A 16,635-nucleotide genomic window follows, 5' to 3' on the forward strand; every position below is an offset into this window, starting at 1 on the left:
CCAAATCCCGTCTATGGGGATGAAATGCCGATAAAAATAACGTTCAGAGGCAAGTTATGCCCATTCCACTCGATCGTGCCGATAAAGCCCTGTTAAACGCTTTGCAAAGCAACGCCCGGCTCACCGTGGCCGAACTGGCCGAGCGCGTGTCCCTGACCACTTCGCCGTGCTGGCGCCGGGTGCGAAACCTGGAGGAGAGCGGGGTGATCAGTGGTTATCAGGCGATCCTGTCGCCCAAGGCGCTGGGGTATGGAGTCACGGCGTTCGTCAGCATCATGATGGAAAGTCACACCCAGGAAATTGCCCGCGCTTTCGAACAGCGGTTGCTCGAAATTCCCGAGATCGTGGCGTGCCATAACGTGTCGGGGCGCTATGACTTTTTGCTGGAAGTGGTGGCCAGGGACTTGGAATCGTTTGGCGAATTTGCCCGCGAGGTGCTGCAGACGTTGCCGTGTGTCAAAGAGATCTACTCGAGTTTTTCCTACAAGTCTGTGCGACCACTACGGGTAATTCCCTTACCGGACTGATCGACTTTTCGTCAGGTGAATGCGCCCGACTGACGGCTATTGTAAGAAATTTCCCACAGGAGTACAAATGTACTCCATGACAGACCTGACCCCCCGCCGTACCGCCATCCTGACCTTTATCCGCGACCGTATCGCGCAGCAAGGCCAGCCCCCCAGCCTCGCCGAGATCGCCGAGGCGTTCGGTTTTGCCTCGCGCAGTGTGGCGCGCAAGCATGTGCTGGCGCTGACCGACGCCGGCTTTATCGAGGTCAACCCCAACCAGGCTCGTGGCATTCGCCTGCTCAATCAGCCGGCGCGGCCCGAATGGCTGGATGTGCCCGTGCTTGGGCGTGTCGCCGCCGGCCTGCCGATCGGCGCCGACGCCGAGGTGCACAGCCGCCTGCAGCTGGACCCGGCCACTTTTGCGAAGATCCCGGATTACCTGCTGCGGGTGCAGGGCGACTCGATGATTGAAGACGGCATTCTCGACGGCGACCTGGTGGGCGTGCGGCGCAGTGCCGAGGCCTTGAACGGGCAGATCGTGGTGGCGCGCCTGGACGGCGAAGTCACCATCAAGCGGTTCGAACGCAACGCTGACAGCGTGCGTCTGTTGCCGCGCAACCCCGCATACCAACCCATCGTGGTGGGGCCCGACCAGGACCTGGCCATCGAAGGCGTATTCTGCGGCCTGGTGAGGCAAGGCTGATGGGCGCCGTGGTTGCCCTGGACGCGCTGTTCAATGGCGGCCGCGTCTGGAAAGGCCGGCCCGCCGCGCCGCCGGCCAGCCTGCACCCCACTGGGCTGGCGGCGCTGGATGCGGTGCTGCCCAGCGGCGGCTGGCCGGCGTCGGCCTTGAGTGAAATCCTGATGGCCAAGGACGGCGTGGGCGAACTGCAACTGGTGCTGCCGACCCTGGCGCGCTTATCGGCGGCAGGCGAGCGCATTGTGCTGGTGGCACCGCCCTATACGCCGTATCCCCATGCCTGGCAGAACGCCGGGGTGGATGTGCGTCAGCTCTCAGTGGTGCAGGCCGAGGAACGCGACGTGCTGTGGGCTGTGGAACAGTGCCTGCGTTCCGGCAGTTGCGGCGCCGTGTTGTGCTGGCCGCATCAGGCCGATGACCGTGCCTTGCGCCGTTTGCAGGTGGCGGCCGAAACCGGGCAGACCCTGGCCTTTGCCTGGCGCGCCCTGGGCGAAGCCATCAACCCATCGCCTGCCGCGTTACGCCTGGCCGTCGAGGCCCGGCCCGCCCAGGTGCGCGTGCTCAAGTGCCGCGGCGGGCTGGCCCATCCGGCGCCGATTGCGTTGGCCGGGCACTGAGCTTGCCATGCGCTGGGTGTGTATTGTCTTCCCGCAATTGGCGCTGGACGGGGTGCAGCGCCTGCACCCCGAGCCGGATGCGCCCCTGGCCTTGCTCGCCGGTACGCCGCAGCGGCGCGTGCTGCAAACCGTCAATGCCGCCGCGCGTGCGTTGGGCTTGCGGCCCGGTCAGTCCCTGACGGCGGCCCATGCGTTGGTCAAAGCCTTTGCCAGCGCCGAATACGACCCCGTACAGATTGAGCGTTGGCAGCAATTTCTGGCGGCCTGGGCCTACCGTTTCAGTTCCCAGGTCAGCGTGTATTACCCCCGCGCCTTGCTGTTTGAAATCGAATCGAGCCTGGGGCTGTTCGGGCCCTGGCCGCTGTTCGAAGCGCGCCTGCGCAAGGAGTTGACCGAGCTGGGCTTTCGCCACCGCATCGTCGCCGCGCCCAACCCGGCGGCGGCGCGGGTGCTGGCCAATCTCTACGATGGCCTGGCCGTGGCCGATGACGCCGCCTTGCTGCAGGCCCTGGCCCCGGTGCCCATCGACCGCGTGGGCCTGGAGCCACAGGCAGCCACCGCATTGTCGCGCATGGGCCTGCGCACCCTGGCCCACGTGCAGGCGTTGCCTCGGCACACCCTGGCGCGTCGGTTTGAGGCAGGGCTGCTTCAGCACCTGGATGCCTTGAGCGGCAGGCGCCCGTTGGCACTGGACTTTTACCAGCCGCCGGACCAGTTCGATGTGCGCATCGAACTGAATTTCGACGTGCATTCCCACCAGGCGCTGCTGTTCCCGCTGCGACGCTTGACCGCCGACTTGTCCGCCTTCCTCTGTGGTCGCGACAGTGGCGTGCAACGTTTCGACCTGCACCTGGAGCACGCCCAGGCCGCCGACAGCGTGATCAAGGTCGGCCTGCTCAGCGCCGAGCGCGAACCGGGCATGTTGTTCGAATTGGCCCGTGGGCGCCTGGAGCAAGTGCAGGTCAGTGCACCGGTGCGCGGCCTTCGCCTGCTGGCCGAAGACCTGCCGGTGTTTGTGCCGCAACGCCAGGACCTGTTCGACGAGCGCCCGCAACAAACCCTGCCCTGGGAGCAATTGCGTGAACGCCTGCGCGCGCGCCTGGGGGATGACGCCGTGCAGGGCCTGCGCTTTCATGCCGACCATCGTCCGGAGTGTGCCTGGCAAGCGGCGGCCGACCCGCGTGCCTGCCAGGGCTTGAACAAGGTGCAGCGCCCCGGCTGGCTGCTGCCGCAACCGAGCCCGCTGGCCGAGCAGGGCGTGCATATCCTGATGGGCCCGGAGCGCATCGAGTCCGGTTGGTGGGACGGCGCCGACATCCGCCGCGATTATTACCTGGTGCAGACCCGCACCGGCCAGCGCGGCTGGGCTTTTCGCAACGTGGGGCAGAGCGATGGCTTGTGGCTGCAAGGCTGGTTTGCATGAGCTACGCCGAGCTGCATTGCCTGTCCAATTTCAGTTTCCAGCGCGGTGCATCCAGCGCGCTGGAGTTGTTCGAGCGGGCCAAGGCCCAAGGCTACAGTGCGCTGGCAATCACCGATGAGTGCAGCCTGGCGGGCATCGTGCGCGCCTGGCAGGCGGCCAAGGCGGTGGACTTGCCGCTGATTATCGGCAGCGAGGTACGCCTGGAAAACGGCCCGAAACTGGTGCTGCTGGTGCAAGACCTCAGCGGCTACCAGCACCTGTGCCGGCTGATCACCGTGGCGCGCCGCCGCGTGGAAAAAGGCAGTTATCGCCTGCTGCAAGAGGATTTCGATCAACCGATGCCCGGCCTGCTGGCGTTGTGGGTGGCGGCTGACGACGACACCCAGGCGTCGATCCAATGGCTGCGCCGCACGTTCGCCGAGCGCCTGTGGCTGGCGGTGCATCTGCATTGCGGCCAGGACGATGCGCGCCACTTGCAGCAACGCCTGAACCTGGCCGCCAGCCTGCAAATACCGGCGGTAGCCTGTGGCGATGTGCATATGCATGTGCGTGGGCGCCGCGCGCTGCAAGACACCATGACTGCCATCCGCCATCACGTCAGCGTGGCCGAGGCCGGCACGCGCCTGCACCCCAATGGCGAGCGGCACCTGCGCAGCCTGGATGCCCTCGGCGCGCTGTACCCGCAGGCGCTGCTCGACGAAAGCCTGGCTATCGCGCGCCGCTGCACCTTCGACCTTGGCCAGTTGCGCTACCACTACCCGCGTGAATTGGTGCCCGAGGGGTATACCGCTAAAACCTGGCTGCGGGCCGTCACCGAAGAAGGCATGGCGCGGCGCTGGCCCCACGGCGTCGAGGCCAAGACGTTAAAGCAGATCGACCACGAACTGGAGCTGATCAGCGATCTGGGCTACGAAAGCTATTTCCTCACGGTACATGACATCGTGCGCTTCGCCCGCAGCCGTTCGATCCTGTGCCAGGGGCGCGGTTCGGCGGCCAATTCGGCGGTGTGTTTTGCCCTCGGCATCACCGAGATCGACCCGAGCCTGACCAGCCTGCTGTTCGAGCGCTTCCTGTCCAAGGAACGCAATGAACCGCCGGATATCGACGTGGACTTCGAACACGAACGCCGCGAAGAAGTGCTGCAGTACGTGTTCCAGCGCTACGGCCGTCACCGCGCGGCATTGACGGCGGTGGTCAGCACGTATCACGCCGCCGGCGCGGTACGTGACGTGGCCAAAGCCTTGGGGCTGCCGCCGGACCAGATCAACGCCCTGGCCGATTGCTGCGGACGCTGGAGTGACGATGCGCCGCCCCTGGAGCGCCTGCGTGAAGCAGGCTTCGACCCGCACACGCCGATCCTGCATCGCGTGTTGACCCTCACCCAGCAACTGATCGGCTTCCCTCGGCACCTGTCCCAGCATCCCGGCGGTTTCGTGATTTCCGAATACCCGCTGGACACCCTGGTGCCGGTGGAAAACGCCGCCATGGCCGAGCGCACCATCATCCAGTGGGACAAGGACGACCTCGACGCGGTGGGCCTGCTCAAGGTCGATATTCTTGCCCTGGGTATGCTCAGCGCGATCCGTCGCTGCTTCGATTTGCTGCGCCAGCATCGCGGTCGCGACCTGTCGCTGGCTGGCATCCCCAAGGATGACCCAGCCACCTACGCCATGATCAGCAAGGCCGACACCATTGGCGTGTTCCAGATCGAATCGCGGGCGCAGATGGCCATGCTGCCACGGCTCCGGCCCAAGGCCTTTTATGACCTGGTGATCGAGGTCGCCATTGTGCGGCCCGGGCCGATTCAGGGCGGCATGGTGCATCCGTACCTGCGGCGGCGTAACAATGAAGAACCGACGACTTATCCATCCCCGCAATTGAAAACCGTGTTGGAACGCACCCTGGGCATCCCGCTGTTCCAGGAGCAGGTGATGCAGATCGCCATGGTGGCCGCCGACTACAGCCCCGGCGAGGCTGACCAGCTGCGCCGCTCCATGGCCGCCTGGAAACGCCACGGTGGTCTTGAACCGCACCGCGAACGGTTGCGCGATGGGATGCTCAAAAACGGCTACACCGAGGCCTTCGCCGCGCAGATTTTCGAGCAGATCAAGGGCTTCGGCAGCTACGGTTTCCCGGAATCCCACGCGGCCAGTTTCGCCTTGCTGACCTATGCCAGTTGCTGGCTCAAATGCCATGAACCGGCGGCGTTTGCCTGCGCGCTGATCAACAGTTGGCCCATGGGGTTCTACAGCCCGGACCAGATCCTGCAGGATGCGCGGCGTCACCGCTTGCAGGTCCGCCCGGTGGATGTGCAGGCCAGCGACTGGGATTGCAGCCTGGAGCCCATCGACGGTGCGCAACCGGCGATTCGCATGGGCCTGCGCTTGATCTCGGGGTTTCGCGAAGAGGATGCCCGACGCATCGTAGCGGCGCGCCGGCAGCAGCCATTCAGCGATATCGCCGACCTGGACCGGCGTGCCGAGCTGGACTCGCGTGCCCAGGCGTTGCTCGCCGATGCCGGTGCCCTGCGCGCCCTGGCCGGCAATCGCCACCGCGCACGCTGGGAGGTGGCGGGGGTGCATAAACAACTGGGGCTGTTTGCCGGCCTGCCCAGCCCTGACGAAGCCGCGGTGGCATTGCCGGCGCCCACGGTCAGCGAAGACCTGCACGCCGACTACGCCACCCTCGGCACCACCCTCGGCCCGCATCCGCTGGCGTTGCTGCGCGCCGAGCTGCGCCAGCGTCGCTGCCGCAGCTCCCGCGAGCTGATGGCCGTGGAGCATGGGCGCAACGTCAGCGTCGCCGGGCTGGTCACCGGGCGGCAACGGCCCGGCACCGCCAGCGGGGTGACATTCGTGACCCTGGAGGATGAATTCGGCAACCTGAACGTGGTGGTCTGGCGCGACCTCGCCGAACGCCAGCGCCTGGCCCTGGTGGGATCGCGCCTGCTCAAGGTCGATGGGCGCTGGGAAGCGGTGGGCGAGGTGCGGCATCTGATCGCCGGGCGGCTGACCGATCTGTCCGCTCTGCTCGATGGCATGGATGTACGCAGCCGGGATTTTCACTGAGCCAAGTAGCGTGTGCGGCGAATTGCCCCTAACGTATGCAAATGAAACGATCCGCCCCTGGCGCGCTCCAACCGTTGCGACCGTCCTTTCTCTGCGCAGAGCCGAACGATGCAATTTTTATCCAACCCACACGGCTGTGAAGGTTGGGCCGGTGAAATGGCCCAGCGTATTCGCGCATTTGACTGGTCAACCACCGACCTTGGGCCGATCGATCGATGGTCCACCAGCCTGGCCTGCACCGTGCAAATGATGCTGGCGTCCCCCGTGCCGATGGTGATGCTGTGGGGGCGGGCGGGGTACATGATCTACAACGACAGTTACTCGGCCTTTGCCGGTGGCCGTCACCCTTATCTGTTGGGCACGCCGGTTGAGCTGGGCTGGCCGGAAGTGGCGGATTTCAACCGCCATGTGGTGGACACCTGCCTGGCCGGCGGCACCTTGTCGTTCAACAACAAAGACCTGGTGCTGTTGCGCAACGGCCAGCCGGAGACCGTGTGGCTGGACTTGTATTACAGCCCCGTGGCCGGCGATAACCAGCAACCGGCCGGGGTGCTGGCGATCGTGGTGGAAACCACTGAGCTGGTCAAATCCGAACAGGTGCGCCAGGAGCTCACGCACAACCTGGAGCAACGGGTGGCCGCTGAAGTGCAGGCGCGATCCGCCGCCGAGGACCAGTTGCGTCAATCGCAGAAACTGGAGGCCATTGGCGGCCTCACCGGCGGCGTGGCCCACGACTTCAATAACCTGCTGCAAGTGATCTCCGGCAACCTGCATTTGCTGGCCCGCCATGAACCGGACAATGTGCATGTGCAACGCCGTGTCAGCGCCGCGATTGCCGCAGTGGACCGTGGTGCCAAGCTGTCGGCGCAATTGCTCGCGTTTGCCCGGCGCCAGCCGCTGTCGCCGGCGGTGTACAACCCGCTGCGCATCTACGAAACCCTGGGCGAGCTGCTGCAGCGCGCCCTCGGTGAAACCATTCATATCGACGTACAACTGCCCCGCGACCCCTGGTGCATCCATGTCGACCGCCATCAGCTGGAAAACGCCTTGCTCAACCTGGCGATCAACGCCCGGGATGCGATGAAAGGCGAGGGCGTGATTCGCATCAGCGGCGAAAACATCATCCTCAATCCCGACGATTGCGTGGGCAAAAGCGTGAATCCCGGTGAATACGTGCGTCTGTCCGTAGCCGATACCGGGGTAGGTATGTCGCCGGCAATTCAGGCCAAAGTGTTCGAGCCTTTCTTCACCACCAAGCGCGACGGTCACGGCACGGGCCTGGGCTTGAGCATGGTGTTCGGCTTTGTGCGCCAGAGCGGCGGTCACGTGGACGTGTGCAGCGAAGAGGGCAAGGGCACCGTGGTGCAGTTGTATTTTCCGCGCAGCCTGGGCGAGGAATGCGCCGAAGTGCCGGCCGAGCCGCTCGTCACCGAATATGGGCAGGAAACCATTCTGGTCGTCGAGGACAACGAAGGCGTGCGCTTGACCGTGGTGGAAGTGCTCGAACAATCGGGCTACACCGTGCTCACCGCCGAAGACGGCGACCAGGCCATGCGCAAGCTGCAAGCGGGCCTGCAGCCGGAGCTGATTTTTACCGATGTGGTGATGCCGGGCCGGGTCAAAAGCACCGACCTGGCCGAGTGGGCCCGCGAACAGAGCCCGCCGGTGCCGGTGTTGTTCACCTCCGGCCACACCCGCGACATTCTCTCCAGCAACCATCTGCTGACTCCCGACATTCATCTACTGAGCAAGCCCTACAGCCCCGAAGCCCTGACGCAACGGGTGCGCAGCGTGCTCACCGCTCGATAAGGTTGACCATGACCTCACAACGCAACCTCCCGCCGACCACGTCCCCGCCCGCCGGCTTTGTGCGCGTGCGCGGCGCCCGTGAACACAACCTGCGCAACGTCGATGTGGACATTCCGCGCGATGCCCTGGTGGTGTTCACCGGCGTGTCCGGCTCGGGCAAGTCGTCCCTGGCGTTTTCCACCGTGTATGCCGAGGCTCAGCGTCGCTATTTCGAATCGGTGGCGCCGTATGCGCGGCGCCTGATCGATCAGGTCGGCGTGCCGGATGTGGACAGCATCGAAGGCCTGCCGCCGGCCGTGGCCCTGCAACAGCAACGCGGCACGCCAAGTGCGCGCTCGTCGGTGGGCAGTGTGACCACCCTGTCGAGCCTGATTCGTATGCTGTACTCCCGCGCCGGTCAGTACCCGGCGGGGCAGGCCATGCTGTATGCCGAGGATTTTTCGCCGAACCTGCCCCAGGGCGCATGCCCGCAATGCCATGGCCTGGGTCGCGTGTATGAGGTGACCGAGGCGCTGATGGTGCCCGATCCGTCGTTGAGCATCCGGCAGCGCGCGGTGGCGTCCTGGCCGCTGGCATGGCAGGGCCAGAACCTGCGCGACATCCTGGTGACCCTGGGGTACGACGTGGATATTCCTTGGCGCGACCTGCCGAAAAAGCAGCGCGACTGGATTCTCTTCACCGAGGAAACGCCCACCGTGCCGGTGTACGCCGGCTTCACCCCTGAGCAGACTCGCGAGGCGCTCAAGCGCAAGCTGGAGCCCAGCTATCAAGGTACGTTCAGCGGCGCGCGGCGCTATATCCTGCACACCTTCAGCCACACTCAGAGCGCGCTGATGAAAAAGCGTGTCTCGCAGTTTATGCAGGGCAGCCCTTGCCCGCTGTGCGAGGGCAAACGCCTGACCCGCGCGGCGTTGTCGGTGAAGTTCGCCGGGGTGGACATCGGTGAGTTGTCGCAGCTGTCGTTGAGCCAATTGGCCGACTTGCTGCGGCCGGTGGCGGCGGGGCAGGACCGTATGAAATTGTCGGTGGAAAAACGCCTGGCGGCCCAGCGTATCGCTGAGGATTTGCTTGAGCGCGTCGGCACGCTGATCGAACTGGGCCTGGGCTACCTGTCCCTGGAGCGCAGCACGCCGAGCTTGTCGTCCGGCGAATTGCAGCGTTTGCGCCTGGCCACTCAACTGGGCTCGCAATTGTTCGGCGTGATCTATGTGCTGGACGAGCCTTCGGCCGGGCTGCATCCGGCGGATGGAGAAGCGCTGTTTACCGCATTGGAGCGTTTGAAGGCGGCGGGCAATTCATTGTTTGTGGTCGAGCATGACCTGGAAACCATGCGCCGCGCCGACTGGCTGATCGATGTCGGCCCGGCTGCCGGCGAGCAGGGCGGGCAAGTGCTGTACAGCGGCCCGCCCGCCGGCCTGGCCGAGGTGCAGGCGTCGCAGACCCGTGAGTACCTGTTTGCCGCTCCGCGCCCGGCCGCCGCCGCGCGTCGTGAGCCCAGCGCCTGGCTGGCGCTGGAGGGCGTAACGCGCAATAACCTCAAGGACCTGAACGTCGATTTCCCGTTGGGCTGTTTTACCGCCGTTACCGGCGTGTCCGGTTCGGGCAAGTCCAGCCTGGTCAGCCAGGCATTGCTGGAACTGGTGGGTAGCGGTCTGGGGCGCGTGGTGGAAGCCGATGAAGAACCGAGCCTGGAAGACGACGCGCCGCAAACCAGCGGCGGGCGTATCGGCGCCGGGCTGGAACATATCCGGCGCCTGGTGCAGGTGGATCAGAAGCCCATCGGCCGCACGCCGCGCTCCAACCTGGCGACCTACACCGGGCTGTTCGACAACGTGCGCAAACTGTTTGCCGCCACGCCGGCGGCGAAGAAGCGCGGTTACGATGCCGGGCAGTTCTCCTTCAACGTCGCCAAGGGCCGCTGCCCGAACTGCGAGGGCGAAGGCTTTGTCAGCGTCGAATTGCTTTTTATGCCGAGCGTTTACGCACCGTGCCCGACCTGCCATGGCGCGCGCTACAACCCCCAGACCCTGGCGGTCAAGTGGCAAGGCCTGAACATCGCTCAGGTACTGGGGCTGACGGTGGACCAGGCGGTGGAGGTGTTTGCCGACCAACCGGGTGTGCTGCGCTCGTTGCAGGTGCTGCGGGATATCGGTCTGGGTTACCTGCGCCTGGGCCAACCGGCCACCGAACTGTCCGGTGGCGAAGCGCAGCGCATCAAACTGGCCACCGAACTGCAACGCAATGCTCGCGGTGCCACGTTGTATGTGCTGGATGAGCCCACCACCGGATTGCATCCACGGGATGTCGATCGCCTGCTCAGCCAGCTTAACCAACTGGTGGATGCCGGGCATACGGTGATCGTGGTGGAGCACGAAATGCGCGTAGTGGCGCAGAGTGACTGGGTGATCGATATCGGGCCGGGCGCAGGGGACCTGGGTGGGCAGGTGGTGGCCAGTGGCACACCGCACACGGTGGCCAAGAACAAGAAGAGTCGGACGGCACCGTTTTTGCGGCGCGAGCTGGTTTAGCCGGTAGCCTCGCGGGAAGGGCTGGCCCTTGATGGCTTCGGTGCACGGCCATTGGCCTCCCGTTCTTCCCCGGAATTGGCTATTCCACGGCTCACACGTCCTGACTAACCTGAGCGCCAACCCATTCTCGGAAGAACCCCATGCAAACCCGTACCGATTTCTACACCGCGTCCCCCGATGCCATGAAGGCCATGCTCGCCCTGGAGACCGCCGTCGGCAGACTCTCCATCGAACTGCCGCTGCTGGAACTGATTCGCCTGCGGGTCTCGCAGATCAACGGCTGTGCTTTCTGCCTGGACATGCACACCGCCGACGCCCGCAAGGGCGGTGAGACCGAGCGGCGTCTGTACACGCTGTCGGCCTGGCGCGAGACGCCGTTCTTCACGCCGCGTGAGCGCGCCGCACTGGCCTGGGCCGAAAGCCTGACCCTGCTCAGCCAGACGCACGCGCCGGATGCGGACTACACCGCGCTGGCGGCCGAATTCAGCGCCCAGGAACAGGTCGATTTGAGCCTGGCCATTGCTGCCATCAACAGCTGGAACCGCCTTGCCGTGGGTTTTCGCAAAATGCCCAAGTAATGCCTTAGAAATTGACCGTTGCGCTCAGGCGCGCCGTCAGTGGTGCGCCCTGGAACAGGTAGTCGTCGCCCAGGTACTCGCCGGCATCGCGCCAGTAACGTTTGTCGAACAGGTTGTCGACGCTCAGGCGCAATACGGTTTCGTAGCCGTCGAGGTGGGTGGTGTAGCGGCTGCCGACGTTGACCACCGCGTAATCGCCCACCTGCACATTGCCGCTGCGGTTGGCGTACTTCTTGGCGCTGTATTGCACGCCACCCAGCACCGCCAGGCCATTGACCCACGGCAGCGCATAGTCGGCGTATAGGCTGGCGCGCAGCTTGGGCACGTTGATCGCCTGGTGCCCTTCATAGGCCGCCGTGCCGCTGCCGCTCACCCGTGCACGAATCGCCGCCACGCTGGTGGCGATCTGCAAACGGTCGGTGGCCCAGCCATTGGCCGACACTTCCAGCCCGGTGTTTTTCTGCTCGCCCTGCTGCACATAGGTGAAGCTGCCGGCGCCGTCGGGTCGGGCGTATTGGTAGCCCTGTCGGGTCTGGAACAGCGCGGCGGCGAAGCTGATGCGGCGCCAGTCGTATTTGACGCCGGCCTCGATCTGTCGCGAGGTGGTCGGTGCCAGGGTCTCACTGGCATTGGTCGCGAACCATGGCGCGGTGCCTCCCAGAGACAAGCCTTTGCCGTAGCGGGTGTATAGCGAAACGCTGTCCACCGGCTTATAGATCAGCGCCGCCTGGGGTAGAAACACGTATTGCTGCGTGTGGCGGGACGGGTTGCCGTCGCTGTCGAACGCCTGTTCATCGAGGCGCACTTCACGCCCGCCGAGGACCGTTTGCCACTGCTCGTTGAAGCGCAGGCGATCCGTGACGAACAGGCCGTACTGGCGGCTGTCGAGGGTGCGATGGCTGTCGTTGAGCGGCACGTCGGTCGGCGCGAAGGTCGCGGCGTCCTGGTGGATGTTGCCGCTGCCGATCCACTCGTTGACGGGTTTGCGCTGGTCGATCACTCGACGAAACGCGCTGGTGCCGAAAGTCAATTCGTGGCCCAGGCCCGCGGTGTCGAACCGGCCGGTCATGGCGACCTGCACCTCGTCGTCGCGGCGCGTGTCGTCGGGGCTGCGGTAGTCGTAGATGTCGTAGTCGCCTTCGGGGCTGAAGGTGTTGGCATTGCAGCTGCCGATGTAATAGCAACCCCAGGCAAATGAGCTGTAGTCATCGATCACCACTTTGCTGCGCGCGGCGCTGATCTGGGATGTCCATTGATCGTTGAAGCGATAGTCGAACGTGCCGTTGAGGTTCAGCGAATCGATGTCCACCGGTTTGGCGCCGCTCTGGTGCCCCAGCAGTTTCTTCGGCGAGGCCCCGTGGGGCACTGCGCTGCCGCCCAGCAACTGATAACCCGGCACCGAGCGCTGTTGTTTGTTCTGGTATTCGGCGTCCAGTTGCAGCACGGCGTCGGGGCTGATGTTCCAGTCGAACGCCAGGGCCAGGAAATCGCGCTGGCCGTTGGCGTGTTCCACGTAGGAATGCAGGTCTTCATGAGCGACGTTGGCCCTCAGGCCGAACTGCTGCTCGCTGCCGAACCAGCCACCGACATCGGTGGCCAGGTAACCGCTGCCGCGATCGTCGGTGGACACGGTCACCGAGCGCACCTCTTCCGGGCGCTTGGTGACATAGTTAATCGCGCCGCTGGGTTCGGAAATACCGCTCTGCAAGCCCGCCAGGCCCTTGAGCACTTCCACCTGCTGCTTGTTTTCCAGGGCGACGTTCTGTTCGCCGGTGATGGTGCGCCCATTGATCTTGTAGCTGCTGGCCGCGTTCAGCGAAAAACCGCGCACCACGAAGTTTTCGTAGTAGCCGATGGGCGCATAGCTGTCGCCCACCGACGCATCGTTGCGCAGCACTTCACTGAGCAGGCGCGCTTGCTGGTCCTTGATCAGCGCGGCGTTGAACACGCTGACCGAGGCCGCGGTGTCGAGCAGCGGTGTTTCATGGAAGCCGCCGACCGAGGCGGTTTCGGCGCGATAGCCGGACGTATCTTCGCCCTGTACCTGCAGCGCCGGCAGTTCCAGCGCGGCCGCCAGGCTGTTGCCGATGCCGCCGCTGAGCAGCAGGCCGAGGGCAACACGTGAAGTGACGACGGGGCGAAAACGCAAAACCATGGGCTGGGCCTTAGAGCGCGGGGCAGGGGGCGCATAAGCTAGGCATTACGGCGCGGTTTTACAAGCGAGACGTCCCGTCTCAGCTCCCACGCCGAAGCCTTGCCGGCTCGACAGCCCGCGCCTGCACCTGCGATAGACACGGCTTCTTTCATCATTGCAGGAGATCGTCATGGGTATCGCTGGAAAAGTTGCGCTGGTCACCGGCGCCGGGCAGGGCATCGGCCGGGCCATTGCCTTGCGCCTGGCTCAGGAGGGCGCCGATATCGCCCTGGTGGACATCAATGGTGCCAAACTCGCCGCCGTGGCCACCGAAATCACGGCCATCGGACGCAAGGCGTCGGTGTTTATCGCCGATGTGTCCAAGCGCGAACAGGTTGTGGCGGCGGTGGAGCATGCGCACCAGACCCTGGGCGGCTTCGACATCATCGTCAACAACGCCGGGGTGGCGCAGATCGATGCACTGCTGGAGGTGACCCCGGAACAGGTCGAACGCACCTTGGGTATCAATGTGCAGGGCGTGTTGTGGGGCATCCAGGCCGCCGGCAAGAAATTCAAGGCGCTGGGGTGCAAGGGCAAGATTATCAACGCCTGCTCCATCGCCGGCCATGAAGGGTTTGCGCTGCTGGGCGTGTACTCGGCCACCAAGTTCGCCGTGCGTGCGCTGACCCAGGCGGCGGCCAAGGAGCTGGCCAGCGCGGGGATCACCGTCAATGCCTACTGCCCGGGCGTCGTGGGCACCGATATGTGGGTGGAGATCGACAAGCGAATGGCTGAGATCACTGGGGCCGAGGTGGGCGCGACCTACAAGCAATACGTGGACGGCATCGCCCTGGGCCGCGCCGAAACCCCGGAAGACGTGGCGGGGCTGGTAGCGTTCCTGGCCGGTCCGGATGCGGACTACATGACCGGGCAGGCGCCCCTGATCGATGGTGGTTTGGTCTACCGCTGATCTCGCAAAGCGTGCGTTGGTGGTGGTTCAGTTAGTATTTTTTCGCTGACCCACCGCCATCGGGGGCAAGCCCCCTCCCACATTACCTGCGACAGCGAGGTCCCACTGTGGGAGGGGGCTTGCCCCCGATAGCTTTCGCTCAGGCAACATGTGTGTCACTGACACGCCGCTATGAGCGACCTCACTGTGTCAGGGAAGCCTTGCCGGGCATATCGATGCCCAGTTGGTTGACTCGGCGGTACAGGGTGGCTCTGGAAATGCCCAGCGCCTGGGCGGTCGGTGTTGGTTTCCAGCGATGCCGGATCAGCGCATCCAGTACCACTTGCCGTTCCGGGCTGGCGCTCTGTTCGGTCGGCGCCGCGACCTGTTCGCCGCGCACTTCCACCGGCAGATCCGCCAGTTGCAGGGTTTGGCCGTCGCACACCGCGCAGGCATACGCCAGCACATGCCGCAGTTGCCTCACATTACCGGGCCAGCCATGGCTCAACAACACTTCAAGCGCCGCCTGGCTGATGCCCAGTGCGACCGCGCCGCGCTGTGATTCCTGCTCCAGCAGGCGGTGGATCAGGGCCAGTTTGTCGGTGCGATCGCGCAACGGCGGCAGGCTGACCCGGGCGCAGCCGAGGCGAAAGTACAAGTCTTCGCGAAAGCGCCCCTCGCTCACCAGCGCCGCCAGGTCGCGGTGGCTGGCGCAGATCACCTGGATATCCACCGTGCGGGTTCTGGCCGCGCCCAGGGGCGCCACTTCACCCTCGGCCATGACCCGCAACAGGCGGGTCTGCAACGCCAGCGGCATGTCGCCGATCTCATCGAGGAACAGCGTGCCGCCGTCGGCCTGCACCAACAGGCCGGGCATGCCTTTGCTGGAGGCACCGGTAAACGCCCCTGCCACATAGCCGAACAGCTCGCTTTCAATCAGGTTCTCCGGGATCGCCGCGCAGTTCACCGCCACGAATGGGCCCTGGCGGCGCGCACTGCGTTCATGCAACTGGCGCGCGAAGACTTCCTTGCCGGCACCGGTTTCGCCTTGCACCAGCACCGGCAGGTTGCGGTCCTTGACCCGTACGGCCAGGCGCAGGTGTTCTTCCACACGGGGGTCGACCTGATGGCTCGGCGCCGCGCGCGTGCGCGAACAACGTTGGGGCGTGTTGACCCGCACATGCAGCGCGCCGGGCTCGCCCAGCCAGTGCAACTGTTGGGCACGCTGGTCGGTCACCGCACGCAAGGCATCCAGGTCGAATACTTCACCGATATGCGCCGGCACCTGGCCGAAGCGTCGACGCAGGGCCTGGCGTGCCTTGCTGTTGAGGGCCTGCAGGCGCCCGTCCTGGTCCCAGGCCAGCAGCAGGTCGGGCTGGCTGTCCACATAGCCCGGTGTGCTGTGCGCCTGCAGCACCCAATGCTGGCGGGCGCTGTGCATGAAGAACGCATTCTCGATGGCCTGGGCGCTCTGGGCCACCATCTGGCGCACCAGGTGCTGGCTGCGCCGGTCATCCGGCGACTTGAGCGCCGAGGCGTCCATCACCCCCAGCAGATTGCCCTGCGGATCGAAGATCGGCGCGGCGGAGCAGGTCAGGCCGATGAACGCCGCGCGAAAGTGATCGCGTTTGTGCACGGTCACCGCTGCCTTGCTGGTCAATACCGTGGCCACGCCGCAGGTGCCTTCTTCGGCTTCCGACCAGCAGGTGCCCAGGTACAGACCGGCCTTGCGACAGTCGCTGCGAATGCTGCTGTCTACGCGGTGGTCGAGGGTCTGGCCCTGGGCGTCGGTAAGCATCACGCAGTAATCGGCATGACGCACGCGATGGTGCAGTTGCCCGACTTCTTCGCTGGCGATGCGCATGAACAGCTCGGCGCGTTCGCGGCATTCCTTGAGCAAGGGTTCGCTGAGGATACGGGGGCCCTGCAGGGAGCCTGGGTCCAGGTGGTGTTGTTCCATGGAGCGGCGCCAGGAATCGAAAATCAATGCGGGCACCGGTGCCTGGGGCAGGCGATCGGCATTGCGGACCACGCGACTGACGCAGTCGACGTGCTCCCTGGAGTTCGCGGCGAGCATAGGGCCTCCGGTTCTCGAGCTTTGTTGTTATGCCCGCCATTAAGCGCCTGCGCGCGCGGGTGGACAAGGGCGGGCTGACCAACTGCCGACGCTGAGACGCAGCGTCTCATTTGCCTTGAGACGCCATCGGCAAGCTGCGCTGCAACGTCTCATTCCGAGTGTATTGAGTGCGCACGTACAAGGGGGCGGCACTGCTCTGGATCAACGCTTTGCCAGGTTCCTGGCGGTTATGGCACAGGCTGT

11 protein-coding genes are annotated in these 16,635 nt (G+C 65.0%); 9 read left to right on the forward strand and 2 right to left on the reverse strand.

What is annotated here, in order from left to right; all coding sequences use genetic code 11:
• Positions 1-56 precede the first annotated feature (56 nt).
• From PSH94_RS10720 to PSH94_RS10755, 8 genes are all read left to right on the forward strand, one after another.
• Positions 57-527 (forward strand): Lrp/AsnC family transcriptional regulator, encoded by a 471-nt coding sequence (locus tag PSH94_RS10720; protein WP_181077093.1) that lies wholly within the window; start codon positions 57-59, stop codon positions 525-527.
• A 67-nt stretch (positions 528-594) separates the two neighbouring features.
• Positions 595-1,212 carry a transcriptional repressor LexA gene (lexA, locus tag PSH94_RS10725; protein WP_181077095.1) on the forward strand — a complete coding sequence of 206 codons (618 nt, stop codon included), beginning with the start codon at positions 595-597 and terminating at the stop codon, positions 1,210-1,212.
• Complete coding sequence (imuA, locus tag PSH94_RS10730; protein WP_181077096.1) at positions 1,212-1,826, forward strand: translesion DNA synthesis-associated protein ImuA; 615 nt, start codon at positions 1,212-1,214, stop codon at positions 1,824-1,826. Before lexA ends, imuA begins: the two co-directional genes overlap by 1 nt.
• A gap of 7 nt (positions 1,827-1,833) precedes the next feature.
• A complete protein-coding gene (locus PSH94_RS10735; protein WP_305437430.1) occupies positions 1,834-3,249 on the forward strand; it encodes a DNA polymerase Y family protein in 1,416 nt (471 codons plus the stop codon).
• The gene (locus PSH94_RS10740) at positions 3,225-6,317 is read left to right on the forward strand and encodes an error-prone DNA polymerase (protein WP_266248941.1); all 3,093 of its coding nucleotides are present in this window, start codon (positions 3,225-3,227) and stop codon (positions 6,315-6,317) included. Before PSH94_RS10735 ends, PSH94_RS10740 begins: the two co-directional genes overlap by 25 nt.
• A gap of 108 nt (positions 6,318-6,425) precedes the next feature.
• Positions 6,426-8,126 carry an ATP-binding protein gene (locus tag PSH94_RS10745; protein ID WP_181077102.1) on the forward strand — a complete coding sequence of 567 codons (1,701 nt, stop codon included), beginning with the start codon at positions 6,426-6,428 and terminating at the stop codon, positions 8,124-8,126.
• A gap of 8 nt (positions 8,127-8,134) precedes the next feature.
• Entirely contained in the window at positions 8,135-10,654 is a 2,520-nt protein-coding gene (gene uvrA, locus PSH94_RS10750; RefSeq protein ID WP_305437431.1) for an excinuclease ABC subunit UvrA, read from the forward strand.
• Positions 10,655-10,794: 140 nt separating this feature from the next.
• Positions 10,795-11,232, forward strand: coding sequence for a carboxymuconolactone decarboxylase family protein (locus PSH94_RS10755; RefSeq protein WP_181077106.1), 438 nt, complete (start codon positions 10,795-10,797; stop codon positions 11,230-11,232).
• 4 nt (positions 11,233-11,236) lie between these two features.
• Here PSH94_RS10755 and PSH94_RS10760 read toward each other — a convergent pair whose 3' ends face one another.
• A complete protein-coding gene (locus PSH94_RS10760; protein ID WP_305437433.1) occupies positions 11,237-13,387 on the reverse strand; it encodes a TonB-dependent siderophore receptor in 2,151 nt (716 codons plus the stop codon).
• Positions 13,388-13,556: 169 nt separating this feature from the next.
• Here PSH94_RS10760 and PSH94_RS10765 point away from each other — a divergent pair, with 169 nt between their 5' ends.
• Positions 13,557-14,336 carry an acetoin reductase gene (locus PSH94_RS10765; RefSeq protein WP_253506860.1) on the forward strand — a complete coding sequence of 260 codons (780 nt, stop codon included), beginning with the start codon at positions 13,557-13,559 and terminating at the stop codon, positions 14,334-14,336.
• A 181-nt stretch (positions 14,337-14,517) separates the two neighbouring features.
• On the opposite strand, the gene PSH94_RS10770 is transcribed toward PSH94_RS10765, so the two are convergent.
• Positions 14,518-16,392, reverse strand: coding sequence for a sigma-54-dependent Fis family transcriptional regulator (locus PSH94_RS10770; RefSeq protein ID WP_305437434.1), 1,875 nt, complete (start codon positions 16,390-16,392; stop codon positions 14,518-14,520).
• Between the last annotated feature and the right edge of the window lie 243 nt (positions 16,393-16,635).

This window comes from Pseudomonas sp. FP2254 (genome assembly GCF_030687695.1).
Taxonomy (GTDB): domain Bacteria; phylum Pseudomonadota; class Gammaproteobacteria; order Pseudomonadales; family Pseudomonadaceae; genus Aquipseudomonas; species Aquipseudomonas quebecensis.